10 protein-coding genes are annotated in these 16,102 nt (G+C 62.8%); all 10 read right to left on the reverse strand.

Annotated elements, in window-relative coordinates:
* Nucleotides 1–38: 38 nt before the first annotated feature.
* The 10 genes from cydB to aceE all read right to left on the reverse strand — a co-directional run bounded on the left by cydB (nucleotide 39) and on the right by aceE (nucleotide 15,728).
* Nucleotides 39–1,043 carry a cytochrome d ubiquinol oxidase subunit II gene (gene cydB / locus ACVWW6_RS33550; protein WP_456682167.1) on the reverse strand — a complete coding sequence of 335 codons (1,005 nt, stop codon included), beginning with the start codon at nucleotides 1,041–1,043 and terminating at the stop codon, nucleotides 39–41.
* A complete protein-coding gene (locus ACVWW6_RS33555; protein WP_456682168.1) occupies nucleotides 1,040–2,431 on the reverse strand; it encodes a cytochrome ubiquinol oxidase subunit I in 1,392 nt (463 codons plus the stop codon). The genes cydB and ACVWW6_RS33555 overlap by 4 nt, the downstream gene beginning before the upstream one ends.
* Nucleotides 2,432–2,507: 76 nt before the next feature.
* Complete coding sequence (locus ACVWW6_RS33560; RefSeq protein WP_456682169.1) at nucleotides 2,508–3,830, reverse strand: NAD(P)/FAD-dependent oxidoreductase; 1,323 nt, start codon at nucleotides 3,828–3,830, stop codon at nucleotides 2,508–2,510.
* Nucleotides 3,831–3,878: 48 nt separating this feature from the next.
* Nucleotides 3,879–6,155, reverse strand: coding sequence for an NADP-dependent malic enzyme (locus tag ACVWW6_RS33565; RefSeq protein ID WP_161535365.1), 2,277 nt, complete (start codon nucleotides 6,153–6,155; stop codon nucleotides 3,879–3,881).
* A gap of 68 nt (nucleotides 6,156–6,223) precedes the next feature.
* The gene (gene phbB / locus ACVWW6_RS33570) at nucleotides 6,224–6,949 is read right to left on the reverse strand and encodes an acetoacetyl-CoA reductase (protein WP_011086506.1); all 726 of its coding nucleotides are present in this window, start codon (nucleotides 6,947–6,949) and stop codon (nucleotides 6,224–6,226) included.
* Between the two features lie 123 nt (nucleotides 6,950–7,072).
* On the reverse strand, nucleotides 7,073–8,245 hold the full coding sequence (locus ACVWW6_RS33575) for an acetyl-CoA C-acetyltransferase (RefSeq protein WP_456682170.1): 1,173 nt from the start codon (nucleotides 8,243–8,245) through the stop codon (nucleotides 7,073–7,075).
* 60 nt (nucleotides 8,246–8,305) lie between these two features.
* Entirely contained in the window at nucleotides 8,306–9,640 is a 1,335-nt protein-coding gene (locus ACVWW6_RS33580) for a dicarboxylate/amino acid:cation symporter (protein WP_304552424.1), read from the reverse strand.
* 45 nt (nucleotides 9,641–9,685) lie between these two features.
* Nucleotides 9,686–11,431, reverse strand: coding sequence for a dihydrolipoyl dehydrogenase (lpdA, locus tag ACVWW6_RS33585; protein ID WP_456682171.1), 1,746 nt, complete (start codon nucleotides 11,429–11,431; stop codon nucleotides 9,686–9,688).
* 17 nt (nucleotides 11,432–11,448) lie between these two features.
* On the reverse strand, nucleotides 11,449–13,017 hold the full coding sequence (locus ACVWW6_RS33590; RefSeq protein ID WP_011086502.1) for a dihydrolipoyllysine-residue acetyltransferase: 1,569 nt from the start codon (nucleotides 13,015–13,017) through the stop codon (nucleotides 11,449–11,451).
* A 23-nt stretch (nucleotides 13,018–13,040) separates the two neighbouring features.
* Nucleotides 13,041–15,728, reverse strand: a complete 2,688-nt coding sequence (gene aceE / locus ACVWW6_RS33595) for a pyruvate dehydrogenase (acetyl-transferring), homodimeric type (RefSeq protein WP_456682172.1) — start codon at nucleotides 15,726–15,728, stop codon at nucleotides 13,041–13,043.
* Nucleotides 15,729–16,102 lie beyond the last annotated feature (374 nt).

Genomic DNA, 16,102 nt, shown 5'->3' on the forward strand with positions numbered 1-16,102 from the left:
GCACAAACTGTGGAGCGCCGGCCACTGCGGACGACCGCTCACGCATAGTCCAACTCTATGATCTTGCCTCGGAATACGCGATAGGAAAATCCGGTGTAGGCGATGATGACCGGTAGTGTCACGCAGACCCCGATCAGGATCACCTTCAGCGACTCCGAGCTGCTGGCGGCCTGCCAGACCGTGAGCCGGTCGATTACGACAAACGGATAGATGCTGTAGCTGAGCCCGAGGAAGCTCAGGAAGAAGACCAGGACCAGCAGCGCGAAGGGCAGCCAGCACAGCGCTCCGCGCACGGCTGGCGCCCCCAGCAGACGGCGAACTGCCAGCAGCGCAACGCCGGAAGTGATCGGGATCGCCGCCACCGCGATGATCGCCGGCAGCGTGAACCACCTGACGCGGACGGTCTCGCTGATCCATGGCGTTGCCATCGAGATTAGGATCAGGCCCAGGACCATGGGTGCCCAAGCGATCTTGCTCCACTCGATCGCCTTCTCCTGCAGTTCACCCTGCGTCTTCATAACGAGCCATGTCGCGCCGAGCAGCGCATAGGCCATCGGAAGCGCCACCGCAATTGCGCCAGCGAAGATCGGATAATTCCAGCCTTCGCCGAACCCGCTGATGTAGCGGCCAAGCATCCAGCCCTGGCAGATGGACGCCAGCATCGACCCGGCGATGAACATGCGATCCCACATCGCCTTCCGGGCCGCCTTCGCCTTGACCCGGAAATCAAACGCTGCGCCGCGCAGAATCAAGCCGACCAGCATGAGCGCGCTCGGCAGGTACAACTCCGACAGGACCAGCCCATGCGCCTTCGGGAAGGCGACCAATAGAAGGCCGACGCCGAGAACGAGCCAGGTTTCATTCGCATCCCAGAACGGGCCGATTGACGCGACCATAGTATCGCGCTCCTCGGGCGTCGCGCGGTGCATGAGCATGCCGACCCCGAGGTCGTAGCCGTCGCTGACGACATAGACGAGCAGCGACACCCCCATCAGCCCGATGAAGATCAGTGGCAGCATCTCGTCGAAGGACATCACCATCATGCGAACTCTCCGCGGCCCTGATACCGATGCGGGTCCTCCGCAAACTCCTCCGACATGACCGACGCCGTGCTCTTGTCCGGCTTCTCCGCCATGTATTTGAGCACGCCGACATAGGCCGCCAGCAGGCCGACATAGAGCGTGACGTAGATTGCCAGGGTCAGCGCGATACTCGCCGACGGAACGCGCGAGGCAACTTCGCTGGTTCGAATCAGGCCGGACACGATGAAGGGCTGGCGTCCGATCTCGGTGACGTACCATCCGGCGATCGTTGCAACCCACCCGGCAAAGGTCATGCCGGCAAACAGTTTGAGCAGTGGTCGCGGCATAAGGGAAAAATCCCAGCCATCGCGCCAATGCCGCCAGAGGCCGACCCAACTGACCAGCAGCATCAGGATGCCCGTCCCCACCATGATACGGAACGACCAGAACAGCGGCAGCACCGGCGGATGGGCCGATGGAAACTCGTTCAGCCCCTTCAGCTCTCCTTCAGGGTCGTGGCGGAGGATCAGGCTCGCGAGCTTCGGCACCCGCAGTTCGAAACGGTTTGACCGGGTCGCATCGTCGGGAATCGCAAACAGCAGTAGCGGCGCGCCACGCGTGGTTTCCCAGATGCCTTCAACGGCCGCGATCTTCTGCGGCTGATGCTCGAGCGTGTTGAGCCCGTGAAAATCGCCGGCCACGATCTGTGCGGGTGCCGCCAGCGCTGCGAACACAAGCCCCGTCCGCAGCACACGCGACACGCTCGTTGTCGCAGCGCCCTTCAGAAGCTGCCAAGCACTGATCCCGATCAAAAGGAACGCGCAAGTCAGCGACGATGCAAATACCATATGGACGAAGCGATAAGGAAAGGATGGATTGAAGACGATCTCCAGCCAATTCTTCGCATGGAATTGGCCGTCGACGATCTCGTATCCGGCCGGCGTCTGCATCCATGAATTGAGGGCAAGGATCCAGAACGCGCTCATCAACGTGCCGAGCGCGACCAGAAAGGTCGCCCCCAGATGAATCATCTCGCCGACGCGGCGGTGGCCGAACAGCATCACACCGAGAAAGCCCGCTTCCAGGAAGAACGCGGTCAACACCTCATAGCCCAGCAGCGGGCCTGCAATATTGCCGACCCGCTCCATGTAGCCCGGCCAGTTGGTGCCGAACTGGAAGCTCATAGTGACGCCGCTGACCACCCCGAGCGCAAATGTCAATGCGAACACCTTGGTCCACAGCCGATAGGCGCGCAGCCAGTCCAGCTTCTGCTGCGGGTCGGTTGCGCGCAGATGCCTCAGGCGGAAGAACAGCAGCACCCAGCCCAGTGCGATCGAGATCGACGGAAACAGGATATGAAACGTGATGTTCGCGGCGAACTGGATACGCGCGAGGAACACGGCGTCCATCAGCATCCTCTCCAGGTCAGGCACCGCGCCATGTGCACAACGGCCCACACGACATCCATTCTCTCCGCGACCGCAATCAGTGGAGCTTCACATGCGGTTCGGTCCGCCGCGTGATCAGGCGGGCCAACGTGTCGAGCGCTACCTTCACCGAACCATGCAGGGCGTGCTCGTGCATCTTGTACAGCGACAGGTACATCATCCGCGCGAACAGCCCCTCGAAGACCAGGCTGCCGCCCACCAGCGCCCCCATCATCGAGCCGACCGTGCTGAACTCGCCGAGCGAGACCAGGGATCCGAAGTCACGGTAGCGATAGTCCTTGATTGCCTCGCCCCGCAGATGCCGCGGGATCTGCGAATAAAGGTGGGACGCCTGCTGATGCGCCGCCTGCGCACGCGGCGGCACGTTGCCCCGGTCGCCCCATGAGCAGGCCGAGCAGTCGCCGATCGCAAAGATGTTATCGTCGCGCGTGGCCTGCAACGTCGGCCGTACGACAAGCTGATTAATGCGGTTGGTTTCGAGGCCTGCGATATCTTTCAGGAAATCGGGCGCCTTGACGCCCGCCGCCCAGACGATCAGTTCGGCGGGAATGATCCGTCCGTCCGTCAGGCTCACATGGCCCGACCCGACTTCGGAGACCTTGGCGCCCACCAGCAGGTCGACGCCGAGCTTGATGAGCAGCTTTTCTGTCTCTTTCGAAACCCGTTCCGGCAGCGCGGACAGCACCCGGTCCGCGGCTTCGATCAGCGTGATCCTGATGTCCTTCTGCGCATCGACCTGATCGAGACCAAAGGCCACCACCTCCCGGGTCGTCCGGTGCAGCTCCGCCGCAAGCTCGACACCGGTCGCACCGGCTCCGATGATCGCGACCTTCAATTGGTGTTCCCCAAGGGGCGAGGATTGGGCATGGGCGCGGATACACGCATTGACCATTCGCTCGTGAAAGCGCTTCGCATCTGCCTGCGATTCCAGCTTGATCGCGTGCTCCGCGACGCCCGGCGTGCCAAAATCGTTGTTCTGGCTGCCGACAGCGATGACGAGGACGTCATAGTCAAAGCTCCGCTTCGGCGTCACCTCACGGCCTTCGGCATCGAGATAGGGCGCCACCAGCACCTGACGGCGCTCCCGGTCGATTCCGATCATCTCCCCGATCCGGTAGCGAAAGCCGTGCCAATAGGACTGCGCGAGATAGTCGACCTCGTGGGCCGCGATATCCATGCTTCCGGCGGCGATCTCGTGCAGCTTCGGCTTCCACACATGGGTGCGGTTGCGCTCGATCAGCGTGACCTCGAGCTTGCCCTTGCGGCCGTATTTGTCGCCGAGGCGGGTTGCGAGTTCCAGACCGCCCGCCCCGCCGCCGACGATCACGACCCGGGGTTTTCCCGATTGCGCCTCACTCATGTTGGCCTCGATCGATCGTGTTCACAGTCCGCCCAGCCGGATCTCCAATCAGTCTCTCTCCGACACCGCATCCGCGGCTGCGACAGCGGCCATGTTCACGATGCGGCGGACGGTGGAGGACGGCGTGAGAATGTGCGCCGGCTTTGCCGCGCCAAGCAGAATGCCGCCGACCGTCAGCCCCTGCCCCGCAGCCATCCGCAGCAGATTGTAGGAGATATTGGCGGCGTCGAGATTGGGCATCACCAATACATTCGCAGGCCCTGCGAAGCCGGACTCCGGAAACTCGTGGTCACGCACCGACTGCGAAAGCGCGGCATCTCCACGCATCTCGCCTTCCACCGCGAGGTCGGGCGAGCGCTCGCGAATGATCGTGCGCGCTTCCCGCATCTTGTGCGCTTCCGGGACCGCGGAGCTTCCGAAGCTCGAATGCGAAAGCAGCGCCACGCGCGGCGTGATGCCGAACCGCTTAACTTCGGCGGCCGCCAGCAACGCGATGTCAGCAACCTGCTCGGCAGTCGGATTGAGATTGCAGTGCGTGTCGCAGATGAACAGCTGATGCTGCGGGAGAATGAGCATCTGCATCACGGCGAGGGTCCGCACATCGTCCCTCGTCCCGATCACGTTCTTGATCGCGGCCAGGTGATCGGCGGTTCGCCCGATCACCCCGCAAAGCATCGCATCGCCGATCCCCCGCTCGAGCAGGATCGAGGCGAGCACGGTCGCGTTGCTCCTTGTCTCCGACAGCGCAAGGGCCGCCGACACGCCGTCGCGCTTCCTGCGCGCATGATAAACATCGGCGCATTTGGAATAGACCTGCGCATCGTGCGGATCGATGATCTCGCAGTCCTGTCCGGGTCTGAGCCGGAGACCGAAGGCCTTGATGTGCTGTTCGATCGTCGCCGGCCGGCCAAGCAGCAGCGGCTTTGCGATCCGCTCGTCGGCGATGACCTGTGCGGCCCGCAGCACACGCTCATCCTCGCCCTCCGCCAGAACAAGGGATTTTCCGCTCCCCTTCGCCACCGAAAAGACCGGCTGCATCGCATTTCCGGACTGATAGACGAAGCGGCTCAGCTTCTGTCGATAAGCGTCCATATCGACGATCGGACGCCTGGCAACACCCGTATCGGCAGCCGCCTTAGCCACCGCCGGCGCAATCATCTCGATGAGACGTGGATCGAACGGCTTTGGAATGAGATAGTTGCGCCCGAAGCGAAGGTCCTCGCCCTTGTAGGCTGTGGCGACCACCTCTGGCACCTCAGCCATGGCCAGGTCCGCCAGCGCGCGCACCGTCGCAAGCTTCATCTCCTCATTGATGGTGGTCGCGCCGCAATCGAGCGCGCCGCGGAAGATGAACGGGAAGCACAGCACATTGTTGATCTGGTTAGGGTAGTCCGAACGCCCCGTGCCGATGATCGCATCGGGGCGGACCGCCAGCGCGTCCTCCGGCATGATCTCCGGAATCGGATTGGCCATCGCGAAGATCAGGGGATCGCGCGTCATCTTCTTGACCATCTCAGGGGTCAGCACCTTGCCGGCCGACAGGCCAAGGAAGATGTCCGCATCCTGAATGATGTCATCTAACTTGCGCGCCTCCGTCTTCACAGCATAGCGCGCCTTGTTATCGTCCATGCTTTCGGCGCGGCCGGCATACACGACGCCCTTGGCATCGGTCACGATGATCCGCTCGCGGCGCAGTCCAAGGCTCACGATCAGATCGAGGCAGGCTAGCGCCGCAGCGCCCGCGCCGGAGCACACCAGCTTGACGTCGGCGATGTCCTTCTTGACCAGCTTCAGTCCATTGAGGATCGCCGCCGCGGCGATGATCGCAGTGCCGTGCTGGTCGTCGTGAAAGACCGGGATCTTCATCCGCTCGCGGAGCTTCTTCTCGATGTAGAAGCATTCCGGCGCCTTGATGTCCTCCAGGTTGATACCGCCAAAGGTTGGCTCCATCCTGGCGATCGTCTCGACCAGCGCATCAGGATTCTCCTCGGCGAGTTCGATGTCGAAGACATCGATCCCCGCGAATTTCTTGAACAGGCACGCCTTGCCTTCCATGACCGGCTTGCCAGCCAATGCGCCGATATTGCCAAGGCCGAGCACGGCGGTTCCATTGGTGACGACGGCGACGAGGTTACTGCGCGCCGTCAGCACATCTGCTTGCAACGGATCCTCCGCAATGACCAGGCAGGGCTCCGCCACGCCGGGCGAGTAGGCCAGCGCCAGATCGCGCTGGGTGGCCATCGCCTTGGTCGGCACCACCGAGATCTTTCCCGGCGTCGGCAGGCGATGGTATTCGAGTGCGGCTTCCTTCAGATCCTGGTCCATCGTATCCCTCGACTTGATTCCCTCGTTCGGGAAGCCGATACGCGGCCTCCCTCTGCTCTCAAGCGGCCTCAGATCATGTGCTGGCCGCCATTCGCCGAGATCGTCGATCCCGTGATGAAGCCGGCATCGTCGGAGGCGAGGAACACGACCGTGCGCGCGATCTCGTGTGGTTCGCCGAGGCGACCGACCGGAATCTGGGGCAGGATGTTCTTGGCCACGATCTCCGGATTGATCGCCTTGACCATCTCGGTCGCGATATAGCCGGGGCAGATCGTGTTGACGGTGATGCCGGCGCGAGCCCCTTCCTGAGCCAGCGCCTTCACGAAGCCGATATCACCTGCCTTGGCGGCGGAATAATTGACCTGGCCCATCTGGCCCTTCTGACCATTGATCGAGGAGATGCAAATCACCCGGCCGAACTTGCGCTCGCGCATGCCTTCCCACACTGGCCGCGTCATGTTGAACAGCGAGTTCAAATTGGTGTTGATGACCGCGTACCATTGCTCCGGCGTCATCTTGTGGAACATGCCGTCCTTGGTGATGCCGGCATTGTTGACCAGCACGTCCACCGGACCAAGGTCGGCCTCGACCTGTTTGAGACCCGCGGCACAGGCGTCGTAGTTCGAGACGTCCCATTTGTAGACGTTGATGCCGGTCTGGCTCTTGAACTTCGCAGCCGCCTCGTCGTTACCGGCATAGCTCGCCGCTACCTTGTAGCCGGCCGCCTTGAGCGCGATCGAAATCGCCTCGCCGATACCGCGCGTTCCGCCGGTCACCACCGCAACTCTGGACATGATCTCCTCCTGATCCTGGTCGGTTCAATCTCTATTTGCCGGCGCTCGGCCAGCCGTTGTCGTTCGCGGACGGCGTGGTGCCGTCCGCGATTCTCTCCGGTTCTAAAAACCGGCTTTGCTCTTCTAGCGTTCGACCGTTAGGGCGACACCCATGCCGCCGCCGATGCACAACGTGGCAAGCCCCTTCTTCGCACCCCGCTTCTGCATCTCGAACAGCAGCGTCGTCAGCACGCGGGCGCCGGATGCACCGATCGGATGGCCGATGGCGATGGCGCCGCCGTTCACGTTCACGATCGACGGATCCCAGCCCATGTCCTTGTTGACGGCGATGGCCTGGGCCGCAAAGGCTTCGTTGGCCTCGACGAGGTCGAGATCTTTGACCCTCCAGCCAGCCTTTTCCAGCGCCTTGCGCGAGGCCGGAATCGGCCCCGAACCCATCACCGCCGGATCGACGCCGGCCGTGGCCCACGAGACGATCCTGGCAAGAGGCGCCAGGCCGCGCTTGCTGGCTTCGTCCGCGCTCATCAACACCAGAGCGGCCGCGCCGTCGTTGAGGCCCGAAGCGTTGCCCGCCGTCACCGAACCTTCCTTGTTGAAAGCGGGCTTCAGCTTGGCCAGCGACTCCTGCGTCGTGCCGGGGCGGATATATTCATCCTGGTCGACGACGACGTCGCCCTTCCTGGTCTTGACGGTGACCGGAACGATCTCATCCTTGAACCGGCCGCCCTTCTGCGCATCCTCGGCCTTGTTCTGCGAGCTGGTCGCGAACGCATCCTGCTCCTCGCGGGTGATCTGCCATCTGGCCGCGATGTTCTCTGCCGTGACGCCCATGTGATAGCCGTGGAAGGCGTCCATAAGGCCGTCCTTCAGCATGGAGTCGACGAACTTGACGTCGCCCATCTTGGTGCCGTTCCGCAGATGCGACAGATGCGGCGCCATCGACATGGACTCCATGCCGCCGGCGACGATGATCCTGGCATCACCATTGGCGATCTGCTGCAGCCCAAGCGCGACCGACCGCAGGCCCGAGCCGCAGAGCTGGTTCATGCCCCATGCCGTTTTCTCCTGCGGAATGCCGGCCGCCATCGCGGCCTGCCGCGCGGGGTTCTGCCCCTCACCACCGGATAGCACCTGCCCCAGGATGACTTCGTCGACATCCTCGGGCGAGACCTTCGCGCGATCCAGGGCGCCTTTGATTGCGACAGCTCCGAGCTCGTGTGCGGACAGCGCGCCGAACGCCCCGTTGAAGGAACCGACTGGCGTCCGCGCCGCGGAGACAATTACCACATCCGTCATGACCAACTCCCTTGATAGCCCGTGATGTCCGGGCGGTGATCGGTTGGCACCATCGTGCCCTTAGCCCGTCGTTACGGCGACCTCGAGGTCGGTCGGATCGACGTTGCGATCGAGTGCGACGCGCAGCTTCTCGCGGTCGAGCTCACCCTCCCACCAGGCGACGACGACGCAGGCAACGCCATTGCCGCACAGGTTCGTCAGGGCCCGGCACTCGCTCATGAACTTGTCGATGCCGAGCACGATCGCCATGCCGGGAAGCAACTCGGGCCTGACCGCGGCGAGCGTACCGGCAAGCGTGATGAAGCCCGCGCCCGTGATGCCGGAAGCGCCCTTCGACGTCAGCATCGCAACGACGAGGATCGTCATCTGCTCACCGAACGAGAGATCGACGTTCATCGCTTGGGCGATGAAAAGCGTCGCCAGCGTCATGTAGATGTTGGTTCCGTCAAGATTGAACGAGTAGCCGGTCGGCACGACCAGTCCGACGACGGACTTCGAACAACCGAGAATCTCCAGCTTCTCCATCATCTGCGGAAGAGCGCTCTCCGAGGACGACGTGCCGAGCACGATCAGCAGCTCATCCTTGATGTATTTAAGGAACTTGAAGATCGAGAAGCCGGCGATACGGGCGATGATCCCGAGACCAACGACCACGAACAGAAACGCAGTGAGATAGAAAGTCGCGATCAGGCCGGCGAGATTGCCGAGCGCCTGGGGGCCATAGCGACCGATCGTATAGGCCATCGCACCAAAGGCACCGATGGGCGCGACCTTGACCACGATCGAGATGACGCCGAACATCGCGTGGGCGACATCGTCCACGAACGAGCGGACGGTATGAGCCCGCTCGCCGAGCCCCATCAGCGCAAAGCCGAACAGGATGGCGAACAGCAGGACCTGCAGGATCTCACCTTGCGCGAAGGCCCCGACCACCGTGTCCGGGATGATGTGGAGGACGAAGTCCACCGACTTCATCTCGCTCGCCTGTTTCGCATAACCGGCGACGGCCGCAGCATTCGACTGCCCCTGGAAACCCGCTCCCGGACGCAGCACGTTGGCGACGACCAAGCCCAACGCCAGGGCAAAGGTCGAAACGACCTCGAAGTAGACGAGCGCCTTGACCGCGACGCGGCCGACCTTCTTCACTTCGGAAATGTGCGCAATGCCGGAGACGACCGTACAGAAGATGATCGGCGCAATGGCCATCTTGATGAGCTTGACGAACCCGTCGCCCATCGCCTTGATCCAGTCGTTCTTGCCGATATCCGGCCAAAGCCAGCCGACGATGACGCCGAGCACGATCGCCGCGAGAACCTGAACATAGAGAACTCGGTAGAACGGCTTCTTATGCGTCGCAGCTATCGCTCCGGACGCCGCGGTGGTCGCTACAGACATGTGTCTCCTCCGTGATCTCGCTGTGTCCTGCGTTAGCAGCCCGCGCTATTTCTTCTTCTGCGGCGGCAGATCGGTGCAGTGGCCCTCAAAGACCTCCGCTGCCATTCCGATGGACTCGCCGAGCGTCGGATGCGGATGAATGGTCTTGCCGATATCGGCCGGCTCACACCCCATTTCGATCGCAAGGCAGACCTCGCTGATCAGATCGCCCGCATGCGTGCCGACGATCCCGCCGCCGATGACGCGATGCGTCGCCGTGTCGAACAACAGCTTTGTGAAACCCTCGTCGCGGCCATTGGCGATGGCGCGGCCGGACGCCGCCCAGGGGAAGACCGATTTGCCAAACTTAATGCCCTCGGCCTTGCACTCGTCCTCGGTCTTGCCGGCCCAGGCGACTTCGGGATCGGTATAGGCGACCGACGGGATCTGTCGCGCGTCGAAATAGGATCTTTCGCCATGGGCGACTTCGGCAGCCACATGGCCTTCATGCACGGCCTTGTGCGCCAGCATCGGCTGGCCCACGATGTCGCCTATCGCAAAGATGTGCGCCACGTTGGTGCGCATTTGCTTGTCGACGTCGATGAAGCCGCGATCGGTCACCGCGACACCAGCCTTCTCGGCGCCGATCTTCTTGCCGTTCGGGCTTCGGCCGACGGCTACCAGAACGAGGTCATAGACCTGCGGCCCGGACGGCGCCTGCTCGCCCTCGAAGCTGACCTCGATTCCGGCCTCGGTCGCCTTCGCGCCGACGGTTTTGGTCTTCAGCATCGCCTTGTCGAAACGCTTCGCGTTCATCTTCTCCCAGACCTTGACCAGGTCACGGTCGGCGCCCTGCATCAGGCCGTCGAGCATTTCGACCACGTCGATGCGCGCGCCAAGCGCCGAATAGACCGTCGCCATCTCGAGCCCGATGATGCCGCCGCCGATCACCAGCATGCGCTTCGGGATCGACTTCAGCAGCAATGCGCCCGTCGAGTCGACGATGCGCGGATCCTCGGGCAGGAACGGCAGCTTCACCGCCTGGCTGCCAGCAGCGATGATCGCCTTGGCGAACTTGATCGTCTTCTTGCCGCCCGCAGTGACCACTTCAAGATGATGCGGATCGAGAAAGGCACCGACGCCGGTCACCACCTCGACCTTGCGGGCCTTGGCCATCCCGGCGAGACCACCGGTCAGCTTCTTGATCACGCCGTCCTTGAACCCGCGCAGCTTGTCGAGGTCGATCTGCGGCGCACCGAACGAGATTCCGTGGTCCGGGAGATGCTTGACCTCATCGACGACGGACGCCGTATGCAGCAACGCCTTGCTTGGAATGCAGCCGACATTGAGACAGACGCCGCCGAGCGTGTCGTAACGCTCAACCAGCACGGTCTTCATGCCGAGATCGGCGGCGCGGAAAGCGGCCGAATAGCCGCCGGGCCCGGCGCCGAGCACCAGCATCTCGCATTCGATATCCGCCTTGCCGGAATGAGATGCCGGGACAGGCGCAGCTGCGGACGACGTAGCGGCAGGCTTTGACGCCGGCGCAGGCGGCGGAGCGGCCGCGGCCCCCGCAGTCTCCAGCACGAGGATGATCGAGCCTTCACTGACCTTGTCGCCAACCCTGACTTTGACCTCCTTGACGATTCCGGCATGCGAGGACGGGATCTCCATCGACGCCTTGTCGGACTCGACCATGATGAGGCTGGTGTCGACCGCCACGGTCTCGCCGGGCTTCACCATGACCTCGATCACCGCAACGTCCTTGAAGTCGCCGATGTCAGGAACCTTCACTTCGATCTGCTGAGCCATGCTGCTCTCCCCCGAACTCAGAACAGCACCCGCCGCAAATCGGCGAGCACGCTGGCGAAGTAGACGTTGAAGCGGGCGGCGGCCGCGCCGTCGATGACCCGGTGATCCCAGGACAGCGACAACGGCAAGGTAAGGCGCGAGGCCCAAGTCTTGCCGTCAGGCGAATGCTGCTTCCAGTATCCCTTGCATACGCCCATGATCGCGACTTCCGGCGCGTTGATGATCGGCGTGAAGTAGATGCCGCCGATGCCGCCGAGCGACGAGATCGAGAAAGTGCCCCCTTGCATCTGGTCCGGCTTGATCTTGCCCTCGCGCGCAAGCTTGGCGAGCGCGTTCATCTCGTTGGCGATCTCCGGCAACGACTTCTTGTCGGCATCGCGGATGACAGGCACCATCAGTCCGTTCGGCGTGTCCGCTGCAAAGCCGATGTGCCAGTAATTCTTGTAGACCAGGGTGTCGCCGTCGAGGCTGGCGTTGAACTCCGGAAACTTTTTCAACGCCGCAACGGCCGCTTTCACCATGAACGGCAGCAGCGAGAGCTTGACGCCGCTCTTCTCCAGCTCCTTGTTCATCTTGACCCGGAACTGCTCGAGTTCGGTGATGTCGGCCTCGTCATGAGTTGTGACGTGCGGAATGACGACCCAGTTGCGATGCAGATTGGCTGCCGAGATCTTCTTGATGCGGCCGAGCTCCTTGCGCTCGACCGGCCCGAACTTCGCGAAATCGATCTTGGGCCAGGGCAGAAGATCGATGCTGCCGACACCGCCTCCGCTCGCCGCCGCAGCCTGCGGCTTGGCGGCGGGCGCACCACCCTTGGCAGAGGCCTCGACGTCCTCACGCACAATCCGGCCGTGATTGCCCGAGCCCTTGATCTTGCCGAGATCGACGCCCATCTCGCGCGCCAACTTGCGCACCGCCGGACCGGCATAGGCCAGCGCGAAGGCTTGTTCGTCGACCCCGGCGGCTTGCACCGCCAATGCCGCGGCTGTCGCCTGTGATGCGGGTGCCAGTGCGGGCGCGGCAGCGTTCGCCGCAGCGGATGCGTCACCGGTCGCGAGCACGAGGATAATCGCGCCCTCGCTGACCTTGTCACCCGTCTTCACCTTGATCTCGCGCACCGTACCCGAGAGCGGAGCCGGCACTTCCATCGTTGCCTTGTCCGATTCGAGCGCAATCAGCGGATCCTCCGCCTTGACGCTATCGCCGGGCTTCACGAAGATTTCGATGACCGGCACGTCCTTGAAGTCACCAATGTCGGGGACGCGTACCTCGGCCACACCGGCCGGCGCGCTGACCGGCGACGGCGGCGCACTGACGACCGGGCGCGTTTCGGCCTGCTCGGCGCCCGCGCCCTCGAATTGCACGATCACCGCACCTTCGCTTACCTTGTCGCCAACCTTGACGACCACGGACTTCACCACGCCATCGCGCGGTGACGGCACTTCCATGGTCGCCTTGTCGGACTCGAGCGCGACCAGCGGGTCCTCGGCCTTTACCTTGTCGCCCGGCTTGACGAAGACCTCGATCACCGGGACGTCCTTGAAGTCGCCGATATCGGGAACCTTGATGTCGATCAGCCCACTCATTGCTCTGCCCTCGGCTCCCAGCCTCACACGGTCCACGGCGCAGCGCGCCCGGCATCGATTTGATATTTGGCGATGGCCTCGGCCACGACCGCGGGCTTGATCGCTCCCTCATCGGCGAGCGCCTTGAGGGCGGCGACCGCAACGTAGTGCCGGTCGACCTCGAAGAATTTGCGCAGCTTCACGCGATAGTCGCTACGGCCGAACCCGTCGGTGCCGAGCACGACGTAGCGGCGCCCCGCCGCCTGTACATATTCCCGGATCTGGTCGGGGTAGTTGCGCATATAATCGGTGGACGCCACGACCGGCCCCGGATGTCCCTTGAGCTGCGATTCAACCCAGCTCTCGCGACGTGGCTCGGTCGGATGCAGCAGGTTCCAGCGCTCCGCCGCCATGCCATCGCGACGCAGCTCGTTGAAGCTGGTTGCGCTCCAGACGTCCGCGGCCACGCCGAAGTCTGCCTTGAGCAGATGGGCGGCCGCGATCACCTCGCGCAGGATCGTGCCCGACCCGACTAGCTGGACGCGGAGGCCCTTCTTCGCGGTCTCGCCTCCGTTTTTCAGGAGATAGAGTCCCTTGAGAATCCCCTCCTCCACCCCTTCGCCTGCATCGGCCAGCGCTGGATGCGGATAGTTCTCGTTCATCAGAGTGAGGTAGTAGTAGACGTCCTCCTGCGCCTCATACATGCGGCGCATGCCTTCGCGCACGATGGTCACGACTTCATAGGCGAAGGTCGGATCGTAGGAGATGCAGTTCGGGATCGTGGCCGCGAGCACGTGGCTGTGGCCGTCCTCGTGCTGCAAGCCTTCGCCGTTTAGCGTAGTTCGGCCGGCCGTGCCGCCGAGTAGGAAGCCGCGTGCGCGCATGTCGCCTGCAAGCCAGGCGAGATCGCCGACACGCTGCAGGCCAAACATCGAGTAGTAGATGTAGAACGGGATCATCGGCACGTTGTTCGTCGAGTAAGACGTTGCCGCGACAATCCAACTCGACATCGCACCGCCTTCGTTGATGCCCTCCTGGAATACCTGCCCGCTCTTGTCTTCGCGGTAGTACATCAGCTGGTCGGCATCCTGCGGCCTGTAGAGCTGGCCGACTGACGAATAGATGCCGAGTTGCCGGAACATGCCCTCCATGCCAAAGGTGCGAGATTCGTCCGGCACGATCGGCACGATGTGCTTGCCGATCACCTTGTCGCGCACAAGGGTGCCGAGCAACTGCACGAAGGCCATCGTCGTCGAGATCTCGCGGTCGCCGGTATTTTCGAGCAAGCGCTGGAACGTCGAGAGCGGTGGAATTTGCAAGGACGCGGATTTCCGCCGGCGTTGCGGCAGGTAGCCGCCGAGCTTTTCACGCTGCGCCCGGAAATACTTCATTTCCGGACTATCTTCCGGCAGCCGGAGGAAAGGCACCTTGGCAAGGTCCGCGTCGGCGACCGGCACCTGGAAGCGATCACGAAAGCCACGCAGCGCGTCCTGCGTCATCTTCTTCGCCTGATGGGCGATCATCTGGCCTTCGCCGGATTCGCCCATGCCGTACCCCTTGACGGTTTTCGGCAGAATGACCGTTGGCTGGCCCTTGTGGTTTACGGCGGCGGTGTAGGCGGCGAAGACCTTCTCGGGATCATGGCCGCCGCGCGCGAGCTGCCAGATCTCGTCGTCGCTCATATCAGATACGAGTTGCTTCGTTTCCTCGTACTTGCCGAAGAAGTGTTCGCGAATGTAGGCGCCGCTCTTGCTTTTGAAGTCCTGGTATTCGCCGTCGACGCATTCTTCCATGAGCCTGAGCAGCCGCCCGCTCTTATCCTTCTCCAGCAGGCGGTCCCACCCGGAGCCCCATAGCACCTTGATGACGTTCCAGCCCGCACCGCGGAATACGCTTTCGAGTTCCTGAACGATCTTGCCGTTGCCCCGAACGGGTCCGTCGAGCCGCTGCAGGTTGCAGTTGATGACGAAGATCAGATTGTCGAGGTTCTCGCGGCCGGCGAGTGAGATGGCGCCGAGCGATTCCGGCTCGTCGGTTTCGCCGTCGCCCATGAACGCCCAGACCTTCCGGTTGGACGTCTCGGCCAGCTTGCGGTTCTCGAGATATTTCAGGAACCGCGCCTGATAGATCGCCATCAGCGGCCCCAGGCCCATCGACACCGTCGGGAACTGCCAGAAATCCGGCATCAGCCAAGGATGCGGATAACTCGACAACCCCTTGCCGCTCGTCTCCTGCCGGAAGCTGAGAAGTTGCTCCTCGCTCAACCGCCCCTCGAGAAAGGCGCGCGCGTAGATACCGGGCGAACAGTGTCCTTGAACGAAAATCAGATCGCCGCCATGGGCATCGGTCGGCGCGTGCCAGAAATGGCCGAAGCCGATGTCGTAGAGCGTCGCAGCGGACTGGAAGCTCGCGATATGGCCGCCGAGCTCCGAACTTTCCTTGTTGGCGCGCAGAATAATCGCCAGCGCATTCCAGCGGATGATGGAGCGAAGCTTGTGCTCGATCGCGCGGTCGCCCGGCAGCGCAGGTTGCTGCTCCGGCTGGATTGTATTGCAATAAGGCGTCGTCAGCGACTGTTCGATCTGAAGGCCGCTGTGTCGCGCCGCATCGAGCATCGCATTGACGACGAACTCGGCGCGTTCATTGCCGCGGTGCCCGCGGACCGCCGACAGGGCATCAAGCCATTCCCGGGTTTCCTGCGGGTCCTGATCGTGAGCGTCCGCGAGCGTCATTACTTTCTCCATTGCATGCCAAGCCGAAGTCGAGCGCCAAGGTTCATTGCGGCCCGCGTTCATGCGGACGCGCGCAATGCCGAACGGTCGATATCCCGGTCGCTTTAGGTCGTGAGTTGAATGTTGGCTGGCATCTGAACGTCCCCTCGCACGGTTTATTTTAGAGCTGTCGCTTCTTTTGACAGATCATTAAGCAGCATTCGTGCCAGCCCACGGAAGAATACGGCCTTCCCAGCGATGCCTTTCAGTTTGCTTGGTTTTGCCGGATAGATCATTGCTCCCGCGAGGGCATCCGGGCGGAATCCGTCTGAAGCTCCGGAAAACCGGCCAGGGCAACCACCCGAAATATCGGATCGCCCCGACAGAAGGGTTCG

Source organism: Bradyrhizobium sp. USDA 3311, from assembly GCF_054062495.1.